At 71.9% G+C, this 15,574-nt stretch carries 18 protein-coding genes; 7 read left to right on the forward strand and 11 right to left on the reverse strand.

Annotation, left to right across the window (positions count from 1 at the left end; all coding sequences use genetic code 11):
• Positions 1-239, reverse strand: a 239-nt coding sequence (locus ACFCV8_RS06295; RefSeq protein ID WP_376684091.1) for a hypothetical protein, incomplete at its 3' end; no start/stop codon positions are given.
• A 193-nt stretch (positions 240-432) separates the two neighbouring features.
• On the opposite strand from ACFCV8_RS06295, the gene ACFCV8_RS06300 reads away from it, so the two are divergent.
• Positions 433-1,029 (forward strand): cysteine hydrolase family protein, encoded by a 597-nt coding sequence (locus ACFCV8_RS06300; RefSeq protein ID WP_376684092.1) that lies wholly within the window; start codon positions 433-435, stop codon positions 1,027-1,029.
• A gap of 143 nt (positions 1,030-1,172) precedes the next feature.
• Positions 1,173-1,817: a hypothetical protein gene (locus ACFCV8_RS06305; protein ID WP_376684093.1), complete on the forward strand. Its 645-nt coding sequence runs from the start codon at positions 1,173-1,175 to the stop codon at positions 1,815-1,817.
• 150 nt (positions 1,818-1,967) lie between these two features.
• On the opposite strand, the gene ACFCV8_RS06310 is transcribed toward ACFCV8_RS06305, so the two are convergent.
• On the reverse strand, positions 1,968-2,954 hold the full coding sequence (locus ACFCV8_RS06310; RefSeq protein ID WP_376684094.1) for an oxidoreductase: 987 nt from the start codon (positions 2,952-2,954) through the stop codon (positions 1,968-1,970).
• A 131-nt stretch (positions 2,955-3,085) separates the two neighbouring features.
• Between ACFCV8_RS06310 and ACFCV8_RS06315 the strand changes: the two genes are divergently transcribed.
• From ACFCV8_RS06315 to ACFCV8_RS06325, 3 genes are all read left to right on the forward strand, one after another.
• A complete protein-coding gene (locus tag ACFCV8_RS06315; RefSeq protein WP_376684095.1) occupies positions 3,086-3,754 on the forward strand; it encodes a TetR family transcriptional regulator in 669 nt (222 codons plus the stop codon).
• A gap of 356 nt (positions 3,755-4,110) precedes the next feature.
• Complete coding sequence (locus tag ACFCV8_RS06320) at positions 4,111-4,701, forward strand: TetR/AcrR family transcriptional regulator (protein WP_376684147.1); 591 nt, start codon at positions 4,111-4,113, stop codon at positions 4,699-4,701.
• A gap of 113 nt (positions 4,702-4,814) precedes the next feature.
• Positions 4,815-5,474 (forward strand): helix-turn-helix domain-containing protein, encoded by a 660-nt coding sequence (locus ACFCV8_RS06325; RefSeq protein ID WP_376684096.1) that lies wholly within the window; start codon positions 4,815-4,817, stop codon positions 5,472-5,474.
• A gap of 13 nt (positions 5,475-5,487) precedes the next feature.
• On the opposite strand, the gene ACFCV8_RS06330 is transcribed toward ACFCV8_RS06325, so the two are convergent.
• The gene (locus ACFCV8_RS06330; protein ID WP_376684097.1) at positions 5,488-6,174 is read right to left on the reverse strand and encodes a GDSL-type esterase/lipase family protein; all 687 of its coding nucleotides are present in this window, start codon (positions 6,172-6,174) and stop codon (positions 5,488-5,490) included.
• Between the two features lie 58 nt (positions 6,175-6,232).
• On the opposite strand from ACFCV8_RS06330, the gene ACFCV8_RS06335 reads away from it, so the two are divergent.
• Together ACFCV8_RS06335 and ACFCV8_RS06340 are read left to right on the forward strand one after the other, a co-directional pair.
• Positions 6,233-7,219, forward strand: coding sequence for a WD40 repeat domain-containing protein (locus tag ACFCV8_RS06335; protein WP_376684098.1), 987 nt, complete (start codon positions 6,233-6,235; stop codon positions 7,217-7,219).
• 132 nt (positions 7,220-7,351) lie between these two features.
• Positions 7,352-7,762 (forward strand): DUF4259 domain-containing protein, encoded by a 411-nt coding sequence (locus ACFCV8_RS06340; RefSeq protein ID WP_376684099.1) that lies wholly within the window; start codon positions 7,352-7,354, stop codon positions 7,760-7,762.
• A 63-nt stretch (positions 7,763-7,825) separates the two neighbouring features.
• Here the strand turns inward: ACFCV8_RS06340 and ACFCV8_RS06345 are convergent, their stop codons facing one another.
• The 8 genes from ACFCV8_RS06345 to ACFCV8_RS06380 form a co-directional block, all read right to left on the reverse strand.
• A complete protein-coding gene (locus tag ACFCV8_RS06345) occupies positions 7,826-8,437 on the reverse strand; it encodes a Uma2 family endonuclease (RefSeq protein WP_376684100.1) in 612 nt (203 codons plus the stop codon).
• 148 nt (positions 8,438-8,585) lie between these two features.
• Positions 8,586-9,704 carry a phosphoserine transaminase gene (gene serC / locus ACFCV8_RS06350; protein ID WP_376684101.1) on the reverse strand — a complete coding sequence of 373 codons (1,119 nt, stop codon included), beginning with the start codon at positions 9,702-9,704 and terminating at the stop codon, positions 8,586-8,588.
• A gap of 96 nt (positions 9,705-9,800) precedes the next feature.
• On the reverse strand, positions 9,801-11,009 hold the full coding sequence (locus ACFCV8_RS06355) for a cytochrome P450 (RefSeq protein WP_376684102.1): 1,209 nt from the start codon (positions 11,007-11,009) through the stop codon (positions 9,801-9,803).
• A complete protein-coding gene (locus tag ACFCV8_RS06360; protein WP_376684103.1) occupies positions 11,006-12,322 on the reverse strand; it encodes a cytochrome P450 in 1,317 nt (438 codons plus the stop codon). The genes ACFCV8_RS06355 and ACFCV8_RS06360 overlap by 4 nt, the downstream gene beginning before the upstream one ends.
• The gene (locus ACFCV8_RS06365) at positions 12,319-12,978 is read right to left on the reverse strand and encodes an ATP/GTP-binding protein (RefSeq protein WP_376684104.1); all 660 of its coding nucleotides are present in this window, start codon (positions 12,976-12,978) and stop codon (positions 12,319-12,321) included. The genes ACFCV8_RS06360 and ACFCV8_RS06365 overlap by 4 nt, the downstream gene beginning before the upstream one ends.
• Complete coding sequence (locus ACFCV8_RS06370; protein ID WP_376684105.1) at positions 12,959-13,330, reverse strand: DUF742 domain-containing protein; 372 nt, start codon at positions 13,328-13,330, stop codon at positions 12,959-12,961. The genes ACFCV8_RS06365 and ACFCV8_RS06370 overlap by 20 nt, the downstream gene beginning before the upstream one ends.
• Positions 13,327-13,758 (reverse strand): roadblock/LC7 domain-containing protein, encoded by a 432-nt coding sequence (locus ACFCV8_RS06375; RefSeq protein ID WP_376684106.1) that lies wholly within the window; start codon positions 13,756-13,758, stop codon positions 13,327-13,329. Before ACFCV8_RS06375 ends, ACFCV8_RS06370 begins: the two co-directional genes overlap by 4 nt.
• A complete protein-coding gene (locus ACFCV8_RS06380) occupies positions 13,755-15,296 on the reverse strand; it encodes a sensor histidine kinase (protein WP_376684107.1) in 1,542 nt (513 codons plus the stop codon). The genes ACFCV8_RS06375 and ACFCV8_RS06380 overlap by 4 nt, the downstream gene beginning before the upstream one ends.
• Positions 15,297-15,574: the final 278 nt, after the last annotated feature.

Below are 15,574 nucleotides of genomic sequence, written 5' to 3' on the forward strand. Positions count from 1 at the left end.
TGCTCCATCCCGGACTGACCACCCAGGAGAGCCGACAGCGAACCGTTCAACGCCGACGCGATCTCGTCCGACCGGCTCTTGAACGAGTCGAACGCAACCCGCCCCGAACCGTGGAACTTCCCCTCCAACGGCGCAGCCGCCTGCACCAGCTGACGGATCAACGTCCCCAGATCATCACTCGACCCGCGCGACTTCGACGACAACGTCGTCAGAACCTGCGACCCCATGTCGAACTTCATCCAGTCCCCCTACCGAGCTTGGCGAGACAATCGTACGGATCATGCCTATCAACCCCGGCCGGGCCGAGACAATCGGGATCCGAGGGCTGTGAAGAGGCTGTGACACGCCGGTTCCGCCTTGCGCGGGGGGCGAGGCCCGCTCGCGTGGGGCCGAGGCCCGCACGATGTGCCGGGAGGCGGACATGATGGCGGCATGACCAACCATGCGACCCGACAGACATCTCCCGTGCACGCACTGATCGTTGTGGACATCCAGAAGGACGCGACCGAAGGGGCGCGGGCGGTGCCCGACGCGGCCCGGCTGCTCGACCGGACGGCGGACCTGATCGCACGGGCGCGGAAGGGCGGCGCGCTCGTCGTCCACGTACAGAACGACGGGCAGCCCGGAACCGGGGACGAGCCGGGGACCCCCGGGTGGGCGCTCCACCACCCCGTCGAGGAGTCGGCGACGGAGACCGTGATCCGCAAGACCAGGGACGACGGCTTCCACGGGACGGCCCTGCAGGAGCTGTTGACCGGTGCGGGGGCGTCGGCGCTCGCCGTGTGCGGGGTGATGTCCGAGATGTGTGTGCAGGCCACGGCCCGTACGGCGCTGGAGCTGGGGTACCGGGTCGTCATGCCGCACGACGCCCATGCCACGCACGACATCCCGGCCGCGCCCGGGATCAGTGACGTGGTCCCGGCCGCCGCGGTCTCGCGGGTCGCGGAGTGGGGCCTCGGCAGCGACGTGGAGGTCGTGCCGTTCGCCGCCGACGTCTCGTTCGCAGCCCCGGACCCCTCGGCCGACTGATTCCGGTGCCCCGGGAACCGCGCCGCCCGCTTATGCCGTCCTTACGCGCGCGCCACCAAGCGCGGCCCGCGCACCGGTGCCTGATCCGGTGCCGTACCCGGTGCCGCGCGGGTCGTGCCACACCCGAGGACTTGAGGAGCAGCATGAGAGTGAACGGCAGCACGCGCCCCCACGGCGGCGGCCGGACCGGCATCGATTCCGTACCGCGCCGACGCTCCCGTACGGCTCTGCTGAACGGTACGAAGGCGGTGCTGGCGGTCGCGCTCGTCGTGGGCGCGGCCGGTGCCTGCAACAAGACGCCGAGCGACGGGACGCATGCGGCCAAGGACTGGAAGGTCGGCGACTGCGCCGGCCCCGACAGCAGTGCGAAGGACGCCTACCAGCCCCTGGAATGCGGCGACTCCAAGGCGACCATCAAGGCCCTGGAGGTCAAGGACGGAGCCATCTTCTCCGACTCCATCCAGTGCCCGGCCGGTACGGACGAGATCATCTCGGTGAAGGTCTCCTTCGGCTCCGGCAACGCCAAGGGCGGCATACCCAGCAAGACCATCTGCGCCCGCAACCTGTCCGGCGAGCACCCCGGTGACGCCGGTGCGGGCGGTGGCCAGTTGGTGAAGGGCGACTGCGTGACCGACCAGGCGAAGGAGGTGCCCTGCGCCGGGGGCGGCGGGAGCAAGGTCCTCGACCTGACGAAGAAGGCCGAGGACTGCCCGTCCGGCAGCACGCCGCTGGAGCTGTTCCCGAGCCCGGGACGCCCGTACGACGCGATCTGCACCGGCAAGGCCTGACGTCCGGAGCACGTCGTCCGGAGCGCATGACGTCCGGAGCGCATGACGTCCGGAGTGCGTGATGACCGGTACGCGTGACGTCCGGATGGAACGAAGTCCGGTACGCGCGGCGTCCGGAACGCCCGCTCCCGGGGGGCGTCGCGCCCGGGGTCAGGCCACGGCAGGCGGGGCGTCCGCCCCGCCTGCCGAACATTCCGCCTCCCGCTCCGGTTCCGGCAGCGCGAACCGTACGCCGGTCAGCCGCTCCGACAGCTCCCAGAGCCGGCGGCCTGTTTCGGGGTCCGCCGCGGCAGGGGCCAGCGGGACCCGGGCCGGGTGTCCGCGCAGCTCGGCCGGGCCGTCCGGCCCGATGAACTCGCCGCCCCGCACGTCCGGGTGGGTCGCCGCGTAGAGCTGCGGCAGCGCGCCGCGCTCCGGGGTCTGGGCCAGTGGGCGGAGCAGCAGCCCGTAGAGCAGCCTGACCGGGGCGACCGGGGTGCCCGTCTGGAGTCCGGTGGAGGTGTAGCCGGGGTGGGCGAGGAGGCTGAGCACCGGGCTCGCGGCCGCGGTCAGCCGTAGATGGAGCTCCCGGCCGAAGACCGCGTTGGCGAACTTCGACTGGTTGTAGAACTTCATCGGCGCGTACGAGCGCTCCCCGGAGAGGTCGTCGAGGAAGAGCCGCCCCTGCCGGTGGTTGGGCGAACTCACCGTCACCACCCGCGCCTCGCGCCCCGCCGTCAGGGCGTCCAGCAACAGCCCGGTGAGCGCGAAGTGGCCCAGGTGATTGCAGGCGAACTGGAGCTCATGGCCCTGGGCGCTCGGCGTCCGGGGCGGGGCCATCACCCCCGCGTTGTTGACGAGCAGGTCCAGCCGCGGGTGCTCGGCGCGGAGCCGCTCGGCGAAGGCCCGTACGGAGTCGAGATCCGCCAGGTCGAGGCGGCGCACCTCCAGTTCGGCGTCCGGCCGTTCGGCGGTGATCCGTGCCGCGGCCCGGCGGCCCTTCTCCTCGTCGCGGACGGCGAGGACGACCCGCCCGCCCCGGTGGGCGAGGGCTCGGGAGGTCGCCAGGCCCAGGCCGCTGTTGGCCCCGGTGACGACACACACCCGGCCGGTCAGGTCCGGGATCTGCTCGGTGGTCCAGTGCTGTTGCCGTGTCATGCGACACACGTTGCCCTTGGTGTCACTCGGTGTCAAGAAGTTCAGTAAGTGTCATCAAAGGCATGGGGTTCCGCTGTGCGGGTTACCATGCACGGGTGAGTTCCCGCCCGGAAGCGCCCGAAGGGTCGAACATGGCTGATACGTCCCAGGGTCCCGAGCTGACCATGGCCCAGCGCAAGCGCCGTCTCGTCTCGGGCGAGCTGACCGAGGCGGCCCTGCAACTGCTGGCGTCGAAGGGTTTCGACGCGGTCACCATCGACGAGATCGCGACAGTCGCCGGAGTCTCCAAGCGGACGTTCTTCCGCTATTTCGCGTCCAAGGAGGACGTGGTCGTCCAGTTCCTGGGCGACATGGGGGCCGGTATGCGCGAGGAGCTGGCGGCCCGCCCGGCCGGTGAGCGCCCCTCGGTGGCCCTGCTGCGGGCCGTCTCGGTCTCCCTCGCCGCCTGCGCCCACCCCGATCACGCCGAGCGGGCGCTGCGCGTGGTCCGGCTGATCCTGCGGACGCCCGCCCTGCGGGCACGCTTCATGGAGCGCCAGGCGCAGTGGTGCGACGACCTGACGGCGGAGCTGGCGCGGCGCCCGGGGCCCGGCGCGGACGACGGGCTGTATCCGAGGCTGGCCGCGGGCCTGACGTTGACGGCTTTCGACGCGGTGCTGGAGCGGTGGAGCGACGGGGACGGCGCCGAGGACCCGCTCGCCCTGCTGGAACGGGCCTTCGCCGTGATCGCCCCGGCGCTGGACGCGGGGACGGACGCCGGAACGGGCGCGGGCGCGGGCGCGGACGGCGCGGAGGGCTGAGCCCGGTGCCTCCCCGTCGCGCGGGCGGTCCTCCGGGCGCGGGACATGGGCACAGGGGCGTGAAGCGGCAGGCCGCGCGCCCCCCTGGCGGGTGTTTCTTCGGGCGTCCTGGAGTCATGGAGGCCCCGGAAGTGATGGAGTGCCAGAGCGCCGCATAGCACCTCACACCGACAACGGTTCGATGGGTAATCGGACTTGGCCGAAAGGCCACCCCGCGCGCACCGGATCGTACGCGTGGCGGACCCACCACCGGCCGGGCGGAGCGGGGAGAGTGGGGGGCCAGCGGTACGGACGACGAAGGAGGACCGATGACGGGTGTCGTGGCGAGCCGGCGGAACGGGGCGGTCGGGCAGTCCATGGAGCTCCTGGGCGCCAGGGACCGACTGCTGCGTGCGGGGCGGGAGTTGTTCGGCGCGTACGGATACGCGCATACGAGTGTCGAGGATCTGTGCGCCCGTGCGAAGGTGCCCGTCCACGTCTTCCAGCAGGAGTTCCTCTCCCGGGAGGTCCTGCTGATGGCGTTGTACGACGAGGTGGCGACCCTCGGGCTGCGCGCGGCGGAGAACGCCCTGATGGCGGAGGGCATGGAGGACTGTTCCACGGCGGTGCGGTGCCGGCTGCTCTTCGAGGCGTACGTGAAGGCGGTGACCGAGGACCCGTGCGCGGCCCGGGTGGCCTTCGTCGAGGTGCTCGGGGTGAGTTACGAGGTGGACAACCACCTGGCGACCTGGCGGGCGATGTGGCTCGAGTTCCTGAGCTCGGAGGCCGACCGCGCGGTGCGCCGGGGCGAGGCGGTGCCGAGCGACCACCAGGTGACCGTCTCGGTGCTGACCCACGCGGTGGACGAACTGATGGCCCACCACGGCCGCCGCCCCCGCCAGGTCGACGCGGAGTGGCTGACCGACGAGCTGACCAGGCTCTCGCTCTCCATGATCCTTTCGACCTGACGCGGGCTCCCGGGATCTGTGCCCGACGCGAGTGCCTTGCGCGTGTGCCGTGCGCGTGTGCCTACGGGGGCCCGGGCCGCGCCGGTTCGTCGGACGAGCCGAATAATGGGTGCATGGAAGACGGCACGGACCACCCGGACCACCTGGAACGACCGGACGACCACCCGGGCCGGGCGGAACGGCCGGACGACGAGATCACGTCGGTCCTGACCGGCGTCGGCCCGCGCCTGCGCGCCCTGCGGCGCCGACGCGACACGACCCTCGCCCAGCTCAGCGAGACCACCGGGATCTCCCTCAGCACCCTCTCGCGCCTGGAGTCGGGCGGCCGCAAACCCACCCTCGAACTGCTGCTGCCGCTGGCCAAGGCGTACGGGGTCCAGCTCGACGAGCTGGTCGGCGCCCCCGCCACCGGGGACCCGCGCATCCACTTCCGCCCCTTCACCCGCGACGGCATGACCTTCGTCCCGCTCACCCGGCACCTCGGCGGGCTCCACGCGTACAAGCAGATCCTGCCCGGCGGCCGGGGCTCCACCGGGCCGCTGGAACAGCGGGTGCACGAGGGGTACGAGTGGCTGTACGTGCTGGCGGGGCGGCTGCGGCTGCTGCTGGGGGAGCACGATCTGGTGCTGACGGCGGGCGAGGTCGTCGAGTTCGACACGCGTACGCCGCACGCCTGGGCCAGCGCGGGGCCGGAACCGGTCGAGTTCCTCAGCCTGTTCGGACAGCAGGGCGAACGGATGCATGTGCGGGCCCGGCCCGCCACGGAGCGGTGAGCACTCCGCCCGGTCAGGGGCGCGGGACGTACGGGCCGCCCAGGCCCCACGCCTGGTGCATCGCGTCGGCGAAGGCACCCGCCAGCGCGTGCTCGCCGCTGGGACCGGGATGCGTGCCGTCGTACGTGTCCTCGTGGATGTCGTAGCCCGCGGGGCGGGAGGCCAGCAGCACCGGGGACGCGGGCTCGTCGAGATCGGCGACGGCCTTCGCCAGCAGCTCGTTGAACCGGTCGCACTCGGCGGCGAACGGGGCGTCCGACTCGGCCCGGATGTTCGGGATCACCGGCAGCAGGACCATCCTGACGTGCGGATTCGCGGTGCGTGCCGCCGAGATGAACGCCCGCACGTTCTCCGCGGTCTGGCCGCTGTCCGTGTAGAACCCGAGGTCTATCAGGCCGAGCGAGACGAGCAGCACATCGGTGCGGTGCGCGGCCACCACGTCGGCGATCACCGGCGCCATGTGCAGCCAGCCCTCGCCCCAGCCGGCCAGGTGGGCGCGGGCCCCGGCGGGGAAGTCCGGCGCGCCGTACGCGTACGAGACGGGGGCGCCCGCGTCGGTGTCGTACAGCTCGGTGCGCGGTCCGACGATCGAGAACGGGGCGCCGAACGTGGCATCGAGGTGCTGCCACATGCGGTAGCGCCAGGTGAAGTCGCCGGCCCGGCCTATCGTCATCGAATCACCGACTGGCGTGAATCTCATGGCGTCATCATCGTGGATCGTTCCCACCGGCTGCGACGTGACGATGGACACTTGTCCCATGCCTTCGTACCTGACCGCACTGCCAGCCGCCGCGCTGCTCCTCCTCGCCGGGGCGGCCCCGGCCGCGGCGGAGGGCGGGGCCGACCGGACCTTCACCATCGAGGACCCCCGGATCACCGAGTCCAGCGGCCTCGCCGCCAGCCGCGCCCACCCCGGCATCTACTGGACGCACAACGACAGCGACGACGGCCCGTACGTCTACGCCGTCGACTCCCGGACCGGACGGACGGTGGCGACGATCACCATGAAGGGCGTCGGCAGCCCCCGCGACGTGGAGGCCATCTCCCTGGGCCCGGACGGCAATCTGTACGTCGGTGACATCGGCGACAACCTGAACGGCAGCTGGGACCACGTCTGGATCTACCGCTTCCCGGAGCCGAAGCAGCTGAAGGACGCCACGGTCACCGCCACCCAGTTCGACGTCAAGTACGCCGACGGCCCGCGCAACGCCGAGGCGCTGATGGTCCACCCGAAGACCGGGCGGGTCTACATCGCATCGAAGAACGAGAACGGCGGCGGGCTGTACGAAGGCCCCGCGAAGCTGGCCACCGGGACCACCAACGTCTTCCGGAAGGTCGGCGAGGTGCCGTGGGTGACCGACGGGGCGTTCTCCCCGGACGGCAGGGAACTGGTGCTGCGGTCCTACTTCAGCACCCGCGCCTACGCCTTCGAGAACGGCAGGCTCGGCGCCGACCACGCGGTCTCCGGCCCGCTCCAGCCGCAGTCCGAGTCCGTGACGTTCACCGCGGACGGCTCGGCGCTGATGTTCGGCACGGAGGGGGAGCGGAGCGAGGTGGTGCGGGTGGACGTGGACCGGGCCGGCGACGACGGGAAGTCCCCGTCCGGGCGCGGCGACTCCGCGGCCTCGTCCGCCGGGGCGGGCGGTTCCTCCGGCGACGGCAAGGGCCTCGGTACGACCGGCACTCTGGTGCTCGTGGCGGTGGCCGTCCTGGTGTTCCTGGGGGTGCGGCGGAAGAAGGGCTGAGCGCCGGGACGGCGGCGCTGTCAGTGGCGGCTGCCAGAGTGGGGAACGTACGCACCGCACGGGCGTACGCACGGCACGCGTGTGTCTGGAGCACGCGTGTCCGCACTACGGCATTCGCGAAGGGCACCTCAAATGGGTACGTGGGACATCGGCCATTTCGACAATGACAGCGCCGCGGACTTCTCCGGGACCGTGGACGACACGCCGCGGGCCGGACGGGAAGCGGTCGTCCGTGAGGCGCTGGCCTTCGCGGCCGAGGCCTCGGAGTACCTGGACAGCGACGAGGGGGCGGTCGCGGTGGCGGCGGCCGCACTGGTCGCCGCCCAGTGCCCGGGCGGCGAGGCGGTGACCACCGCGTACGGCCCCAAGGAACCGCTGCCGGACTTCGCCCCGGAGCTGCGCCCCCTCGCGGTGCGGGCGCTCGACGCGGTGCTGGGGAACGACTCGGAGCTGCACGAGCTGTGGGACGAGTCGGGGGACAAGACGTGGGCCGCGGGCATAGCCCGGCTGAAGGAGGTCCTGGCGGCGGCCCCCGCCGGCTGAACGGGGGCGGCGAGCCCGGCGGCGGCCGGTTCGGCCGGATACGGGGGTGGCCGAACCGGATGATCAGGTGCGGGGGCGGCCCGCCCTGACCAGCGCGTCGACGTCGAGTGCCACGGGGGCGCCGATGGAGTCGGGCAGCTCGGCCGTCTGGCCCGGGGCGTACACCTGGTGGCTGTCGTAGCCGCCGCCCATGGGCTCGGTCAGGACGTGCACCCGGCCGTGCTTGCGGTCGACGATCACGTACACCGGGATCTTGGCCTCGGAGTACGCCGCGACCTTGTTGCGCAGGTCGTTGTTGTAGTTGCTGGAGGTCACTTCCAGCACGAGGCGGAAGACGGCGGGGTCGTAGCAGTTGTTCTCGATGTAGTGCTCGTCGAGATCGGCGTCCACGAGGGCCAGATCGGGGATGGCGAAGTCCGCGGGGCCGCCGGGGAGCCATACGCCGATTCCCTGGAGAACCTCCGTCTCGCCGTCATCGAGCCCGGCCGTGATGAAGGGGCGCATGACCTTGGTCAGCACTCGGGCGTGCGGAGCGTCCGGGGACGGGGCCACGGTGATGACGCCTCCGATGATCTCGACGCGGGAACCCGGGTTCTGCTCCGCGAGCCTGTTGGCCGTCGCGAGCAGTGACTCCGGCTCACCGTCACAGGGGTGCTCGACTGCTTCTGCAGACACTGCGGGCCTCCTGAAGGGGTGTGGTCGAGGACATCATCGTAGGCCGGTCCGGGCGTTCGGGGGCGGATGTGCGTGCGTCACTCGGCCGGGTGAACGACGAGGGGCCCCGCGCCGATGCGCGGGGCCCCTCACCGGATGCCTGGTCCGGTTACAGCTTCTCGATCACGTAGTCGATGCAGGCGGTCAGGGCCTGCACGTCCGCCGGGTCGATCGCCGGGAACATCGCCACGCGCAGCTGGTTGCGGCCCAGCTTGCGGTACGGCTCGGTGTCGACGATGCCGTTGGCGCGCAGCGCCTTGGCGACGGCGGCGGCGTCGACCTCGTCCGCGAAGTCGATCGTGCCGATGACCAGCGAGCGCTTCGCCGGGTCGGTGACGAACGGGGTCGCGTACTTGGAGTCCTCGGCCCAGCCGTACAGGCCCCGTGCCGACGTGGCGGTGCGGCGGACCGCGAAGTCCAGGCCGCCCTGGCCGTTCAGCCAGTTCAGCTGCTCGTTGAGCAGGAAGAGCGTGGACAGGGCCGGGGTGTTGTACGTCTGGTTCTTCAGGGAGTTGTCGATCGCGGTCGGCAGCGAGAAGAACTCCGGGATGTGCCGGCCCGAGGCGTGGACGCGCGCGGCGCGCTCCAGGGCGGCGGGGGAGAAGACGCCGATCCACAGGCCGCCGTCGGAGGCGAAGGACTTCTGCGGGGCGAAGTAGTAGACGTCCGTCTCGGTGATGTCGACCGGGAGGCCGCCCGCGCCGGAGGTGGCGTCCACCAGGACCAGGGCGCCCTCGTCGGCGCCCGCGACGCGCTGGACGGGCGCGGCGACACCGGTCGAGGTCTCGTTGTGCGTGAAGGCGTAGACGTCGACGCCGGCCTCGGCCCGCGGGTCCGGGTGGGTGCCCGGCTCGGAGGCGATCACGGTCGGGGCGTCGAGCCACGGGGCGAGCTCGGCGGCCTTCGCGAACTTCGACGAGAACTCGCCGAAGTTGAGGTGCTGGGACCTGGTCTCGATGAGTCCGTGCGTCGCGATGTCCCAGAAGGCGGTGGAGCCGCCGTTGCCCAGGATCACCTCGTAGCCCTCGGGGAGGGAGAAGAGGTCGCGCACACCCTGGCGGACCGAACCGACCAGGTTCTTCACCGGAGCCTGGCGGTGCGACGTACCGAGAAGAGACGTGCCGGTGGCGGCCAGCGCGTCGAGCGCCTCCGTCCGCACCTTGGAAGGACCGGCGCCGAAGCGTCCGTCGGCGGGCTTGATGTCAGCGGGAATCTGGATATCGGCCACGAACCGGAGCGTAGTGCCTCACGGACACGGCCGAGCACCGTGTCCGTGAGATGAGATGCGCGCTCCGGCCCGTGGACGGCGGTCCGGCGGGCCGGATCAGCCGAGGGTGACCGGCAGGTCGTACAGGTCGTTCTGGGTGACGATCGGCTTGTTCCGCAGCTCGGAGGCGGGTACGGCGAGCTCCAGGGCGGGGAACCGCTCGTACAGCGCGGGCAGCGCCACACCGGCCTCCAGCCGGGAGAGCGCCGCGCCCGGACAGACGTGCGGGCCGTGGCCGAACGCGATGTGGCGGTTGGGGGAGCGGGTGATGTCGAACTCGGCGGCGCCCGGGCCGTGCTGCGCCTCGTCGCGGCCGAGCGCGCCGAAGGAGACGATCAGCGCCTCGCCCTTCGGCAGGACCCTGTCCCCGACCTGGACGTCCTCGGTGGCGAACCGGATCAGGACGTGCGAGGTGGGGGAGGACCAGCGCAGCGTCTCCTCGATCACGTTCTCCCACGGCACCTCGCCGCTCAGCACCCGCTCGCGCTGCTCGGGGTGGGTCTGGAGGGCGACGACGGCGTTCACGACCAGGCTGATCGTGGTCTCGTGACCGGCCGCGATGATCAGCTGGAGGGTGTTGACGATCTCCTCGTCGGTGAGCTGGTCGCCGTCCTCGGAGGCGGCGATCAGGGCACTGGTGAGGTCGTCTCCGGGGTTGCTCCGCTTGCCCTCGACGATCTTCGTGAAGTGCGCGCCGAGGTCCGCCATCATCTGCGGGACCTCCTCCGGCGGGGTCTGCGTCGAGAAGAACTTCTCGAACAGCTCCTTCAGCCGGGGGTGGTCGGCCTTGTCGACGCCCATCAGTTCGCTGATCACGTTCATCGGCAGCGGGTAGGCGAACTCGGCCTTCAGGTCGACCGGCTCGTCCTTCGGGAGGGCGGCCAGCCGGTCCAGGCTCGCGGTGGTCAGGGCCTCGATGCCCTCCCGGAGCCGCTCCACCCGCTTCACCGTGAGGGCCTGCGCGACCAGGGTGCGCAGCCGGCGGTGGTCGGCGCCGTCGACGGTCAGCATGGAGCGGCCCGGGTTGGCGAGGCCGATCAGCGGCCAGTCGAGCGGTATCTCGCCGCGCTGCCAGGCGTTCCAGACGTTGATGTCTTTCACGATCCGGGTGTCGGTGAGCAGCTGGCGGGCCTCGGCGTGATGGGTGACCGCGTAGCAGTTCACTCCGCCGGGCAGCTCCACCTCGGCGAGCGGGCCGGCGGCCCTGAGGCGGGCGCTCTCGCCGTCGAGGTCGGTGACGAAGGGGTCGAGGGCGATCCGGGTCATCTCTGGCCTCCGGCGTCGGTTCTGGTGTCGGTCGCGGTGTCGTGTGCCGCGTCGGGCCCGGTGGCGGGGCCCAGGGCGAGGGTGGGGGTGAAGGTGAGAGGCAGGTCGGTCAGGCCGCGCAGCCAGGGGGACGGGCGCCGGGTGAGCTGTGCGGCGGGGACGGCGAGGTCGATGTCCGGGAGCCGGTCGAGCAGCACTTCGATGCCGGTACGGGCGATGACCTCGGCGGTCTCCTGGGCGGTGAACGGGCAGCGGTGCTCGCCGTGGCCGAAGGAGAGGAAGGCGTTGTTGCCGCCGGTCATCGCGGAGCCGTCGGTGCGGATCTGCGGGTCGTAGTTGGCGGCGGCGATGCCCAGGAGCAGCATGTCGCCGGTCCGGATGTGGCGTCCGCCGAGGTGGGTGTCGCGCGAGGCCCAGCGGCCCGCGACGTTCTGGGTCGGGGTGTCCTCCCAGAGCACCTCGTTCATGGCCTCGGCGACGCTGTGCCGGCCTCCGGAGAGGGAGGCGGCGAACCGGTCGTCGGTGAGCATCAGCCGCAGCGAGTTGCCGATCCAGTCGGCGGTCGGCTGGTGGCCCGCGGCCATCATGACCATGAGGTCCTGCGCGACCTCCTCGTCGGTGAAGCCGCCGCGGTCGGCGAGCATCCGGGAGGCCACGTCGTCGCCGGGCTCGGCGTGCTTGTCGGCGAGCAGCTGGAACATGGACGTGGCCAGGTGCTGCTGGCCCGCCAGGGCCCGTTCCCGCCCGTCGATCATGTCGTTGAGCGAGCCGACCAGGGCTGCGCCGAGGGTGTCGTCGAAGCCGTAGATCCGGGCGAGGACGAGGGCGGGCAGCAGCATCGCGTACTCGGCGATGATGTCGGTGCTGCCGGTGGTGCAGAAGCGGTCGATGAGGCCGTCGGCGAAGCCTTCGGCGTACCGCTTCAGGGTGAACGGGTCGACGGCCTCCAGCGCGTCGCTGATCATCGCGGCGCGTTCGGTGTGGCGGGGGCCGACCGTGTAGAGGATCGACGGCTGCTTGCGGCCGATCATCGGCAGCAGGGGCCAGTCGCCGGGTATTCGGTCCCACTGGTTCCACAGGTCGGAATCGCGGCTGAAGAGCACCGGGTCGGCGGTGACCTGGTGCAGTTCGCGGTAGCCGAGGACCAGCCAGGCGGGTACGTCGCCGTCGAGGACGACCGGGGCCACGGCGCCGTGGTCGCGGCGCATCTCGCGGTAGAGCCGGGTCGGCTCGGTCTGGAAGCGGGGGCCGGAGAGCGGTACGCGGCCCTGGGATACGGGGCAGCCGGCGGGGGCCGCCGGGGGCTGGGTCACGGGGTGGGCTCCGGGGTCTTCTCCGGCAGGGTCGCCGGGCGGGCGGCGGACCGGGCCGGAGCCCCGCCCTTCGAGGACTTCGAGAGGGAGTGCAGGTACTCGACCAGGGTGATCAGTACGTACTTGCTGGACGAGCGGTCCCGCGCGTCGCACTCCACCAGCGGCACGTCGTCGGAGAGGGCGAGCGCCTCGCGTATCTGCTGTTCGGTGTGGAGCGGGCCGCCGAAGTCGTTGCAGGCCACGATGAACGGTGTGCCGTGGTGCTCCAGCCGGTCGATCGCGTACCAGGAGTCGGCGAGGCGGCGGGTGTCGGCGAGGACGACGGCGCCGAGCGTGCCGGAGAACAGCCGGTCCCACAGGAACCAGAAGCGCTCCTGGCCGGGGGCGCCGAAGAGGTAGAGCACGGAGCGCTCGTCGAGCGATATCCGGCCGAAGTCGAAGGCGACGGTCGTGGACGTCTTCGAGTGCACCCCGTCGAGGTGGTCGACGGCCTCGCCCGCGCTGGTCATCGTCTCCTCCGTGTTCAGCGGACGGATCTCGCTGACGGAGCGGACCATGGTGGTCTTGCCGACCCCGAAGCCGCCGACGACGACGATCTTCAGTCCGTTGTCGGCGGTCGCCTGCAGGGCGGCACGGTCAGAGGTTGCGGAGTCCAACGAGCACCTGTTCCAGGATGTCGGGGTCGGGGAGCCGGTCCGCGACACGGGCAGTACGGGGATGACGGGCGCTGATCCGTCCGGTGTCCAGCAGGTCGGACAGCATGATCCGGACGATGCTGACGGGCAGGCCGAGGCCCGCCGCGATCTCCACGACCGCGGTGGGGGACTGGCACATCCGCAGGATCGTCACGTGCTCCGACTGCATGCCGGGGGACGGCTCGCACTCGGAGACCACCAGGGTCACCAGGTCGAACGCGTCCGAGTCGGACCGGCTGCGGCCACCGGTGAGGGTGTACAGCCGGTCCGGCGTGTCGTCCCGGCCGGGCCGGAGGGGGCGGGGCCGGTTCATACGGTCGCGTCGGCGTCGGCCGCGTCCGCGCGGGCGCGCGGCGGGGCGCTGAGGTGCTCGCCCAGCTGCTCGACGAGCTCGCTCATGTTGTGGCCGATGAGGCCGACGTCGGAGTCCTCGGAGGCGACGACCGCCAGGTGGGCGCCGTCGCCCGCCTCGACGATGAACAGCACCCCGCCGTAGAACTCGGCCATCGCGGACCGTACGCCGCCGGTGCCGTCACCGAACTCGACGGACGCGCCGTGCGACAGGCTCTGGATACCGGCCGAGATAGCGGCCAGCTGGTCGGCCTGGTCCACGGACAGCTCGGGGGTGCGGCACAGCTTGAGGCCGTCCCTGGACAGGACGAGGGCGTGACGAGTGCCGGGGGTGCGCTCCAGGAGCCCCTCCAGCAGCCAGTTGAGCTTCTCGTCGGTGGTGGCGGTCATCGGGTGTTGCCTTCTTCCGGGTGCGGGGAGTTGGAGCGGACGGCCCTGCGGAAGCTGCTGAAGCGGGCTGCCTGTTCCTTGGGGTCGGAGGTACGGGGCCGGGGGGCCGCGGAGCCTTCGGCCTGGGCCTGGGCGGCGCGGGCCTCGGCTGCGGCGAGGGTGCGTCCGCGGGGTCGCTTGGGCAGCCCGCTCTCGCCGAACCGGGGGAGGCTGCCGGTGGTCTCGGACGCGGTGGCGTCGGTTCCCGAGGCCGCCGCGCCGGCTGCTCCCGGGGTCGTTCCGGCGCCCGTCTCCGGGTCCTTCGCACGCTCGGCGCCGTCCGGGCCGGCCGGTGCGGTGCCGTGGGCGGGCTCCGGTTCGGGCACCGGCGCGGTCAGCGGTTCCGGGGCCGGCGCGGGGGCGGGCACGGGGGCCGTGGCCCGGGTGAGGAGCTCCTGCGGGAGCATCATCAGGGCGCCGGTGCCGCCGCGGGCGGAGGGCCGGAACGAGACGGTCAGCCCGTGCTTGCGGGCGAGCCGGCCGACGACGGCGAGGCCGAGACGGGTGCCGGACAGGCCGGTCAGGTCCTGGTCGACGGCCGAGACCGCGCGCTCGGCGCGGCGCAGCTGCACATCGCTCATGACCAGGCCGCTGTCCTCGACGGTCAGCACGATGCCTGCCGGGACCTCCTCGACGTACACGTGGACCTCCGCCGTGGGCGGCGAGAAGTTGGCGGCGTTGTCGAGGAGCTCGGCGAGCGCGTGCATGATGCCCTCGGCGGCGTGACCGGCGACCGCGACATCGCTGGTCGAGTGGAGGCGTACGCGCTGGTAACCGCTGATCCGGCCCATCGCGCCGCGCAGGATCGACTCCATCACGATCGGCTTGGCCCAGCGTCGCCCGGAGCGGGCGCCGGTCAGTACGGCGATCGAGTCGGCGAGCCGGCCCGCCTGGGCGGTGCGGTGGTCGAGGTGGAGCAGGTCGCCGAGGACGTCCTCGGCGGAGTGCCGGTGCTCCATCTCGCGCAGGTCGGCGAGCATGCTGGTGGACAGGGCCTGCATCCGGCCCGCGGCGTTGGCGCAGGCGGCGACGGCGGCGGAGCGCTCGGTCTCGCTGCGGGTGGCGCGGGCGGTGAGGCGGGCGATGTCGGCGGTGAGCCGGGCGGACTCGGCGGCGGCCTGCGCGGTGAGCCGGGCGGTCTCGGCCTCGGCCGCGGACCTGACCCGGGCGGTCTCGGCGGCCGCGGCCGCCTTGATCCGGGCGGTCTCCGCGGTGAACCGCTGGCCCTCGGCCGCGGAGGCGGACACCAGTCGGCTGATCTCACCGGTGAACCGCTGGGTCTCCGAGGCGAGCCGGGCACGCTGCCGCTTCACCTCGGCGCGGGCACGGACGGCGACGGCCACGGCGGTGGACAGCAGCACGGCGGCTCCGCCCAGACCCCAGGCCAGCTCGGTCCGCATCGAGTCGGGGGCGGCGAGGACCGCCCACAGGCACAGGGAGCCGGTGACGACCAGCGATATCAGCAGGGCCACTGCGGTCGGCCGGGATGAGGCGCTCAATGGGGGTCCTTGGGAGCGGACGGGTGCGGGCGGAGTGAACCGGTACGGACGGGGCGAACCGGAACGGGCGATGGGTGGATGGATCGGGCGGATCGGGCGGAACGGGCGGGTCGAACGGCTCACGAAAGGTCAGTCCGGCACGTCAGACGCAAAAGCGACAACTGGAGCTGACAATTCCAAGCTAAGTCCTGGTCACTATATGAGAATTGACGCTCCCTTTGGGAAGACCTTGTGGTGTTCTCTGTTGCGTATGTGACTACGCCTCCGATCTATTCCGG

The organism is Streptomyces sp. NPDC056347, from assembly GCF_042262625.1.
Taxonomy (GTDB): domain Bacteria; phylum Actinomycetota; class Actinomycetes; order Streptomycetales; family Streptomycetaceae; genus Streptomyces.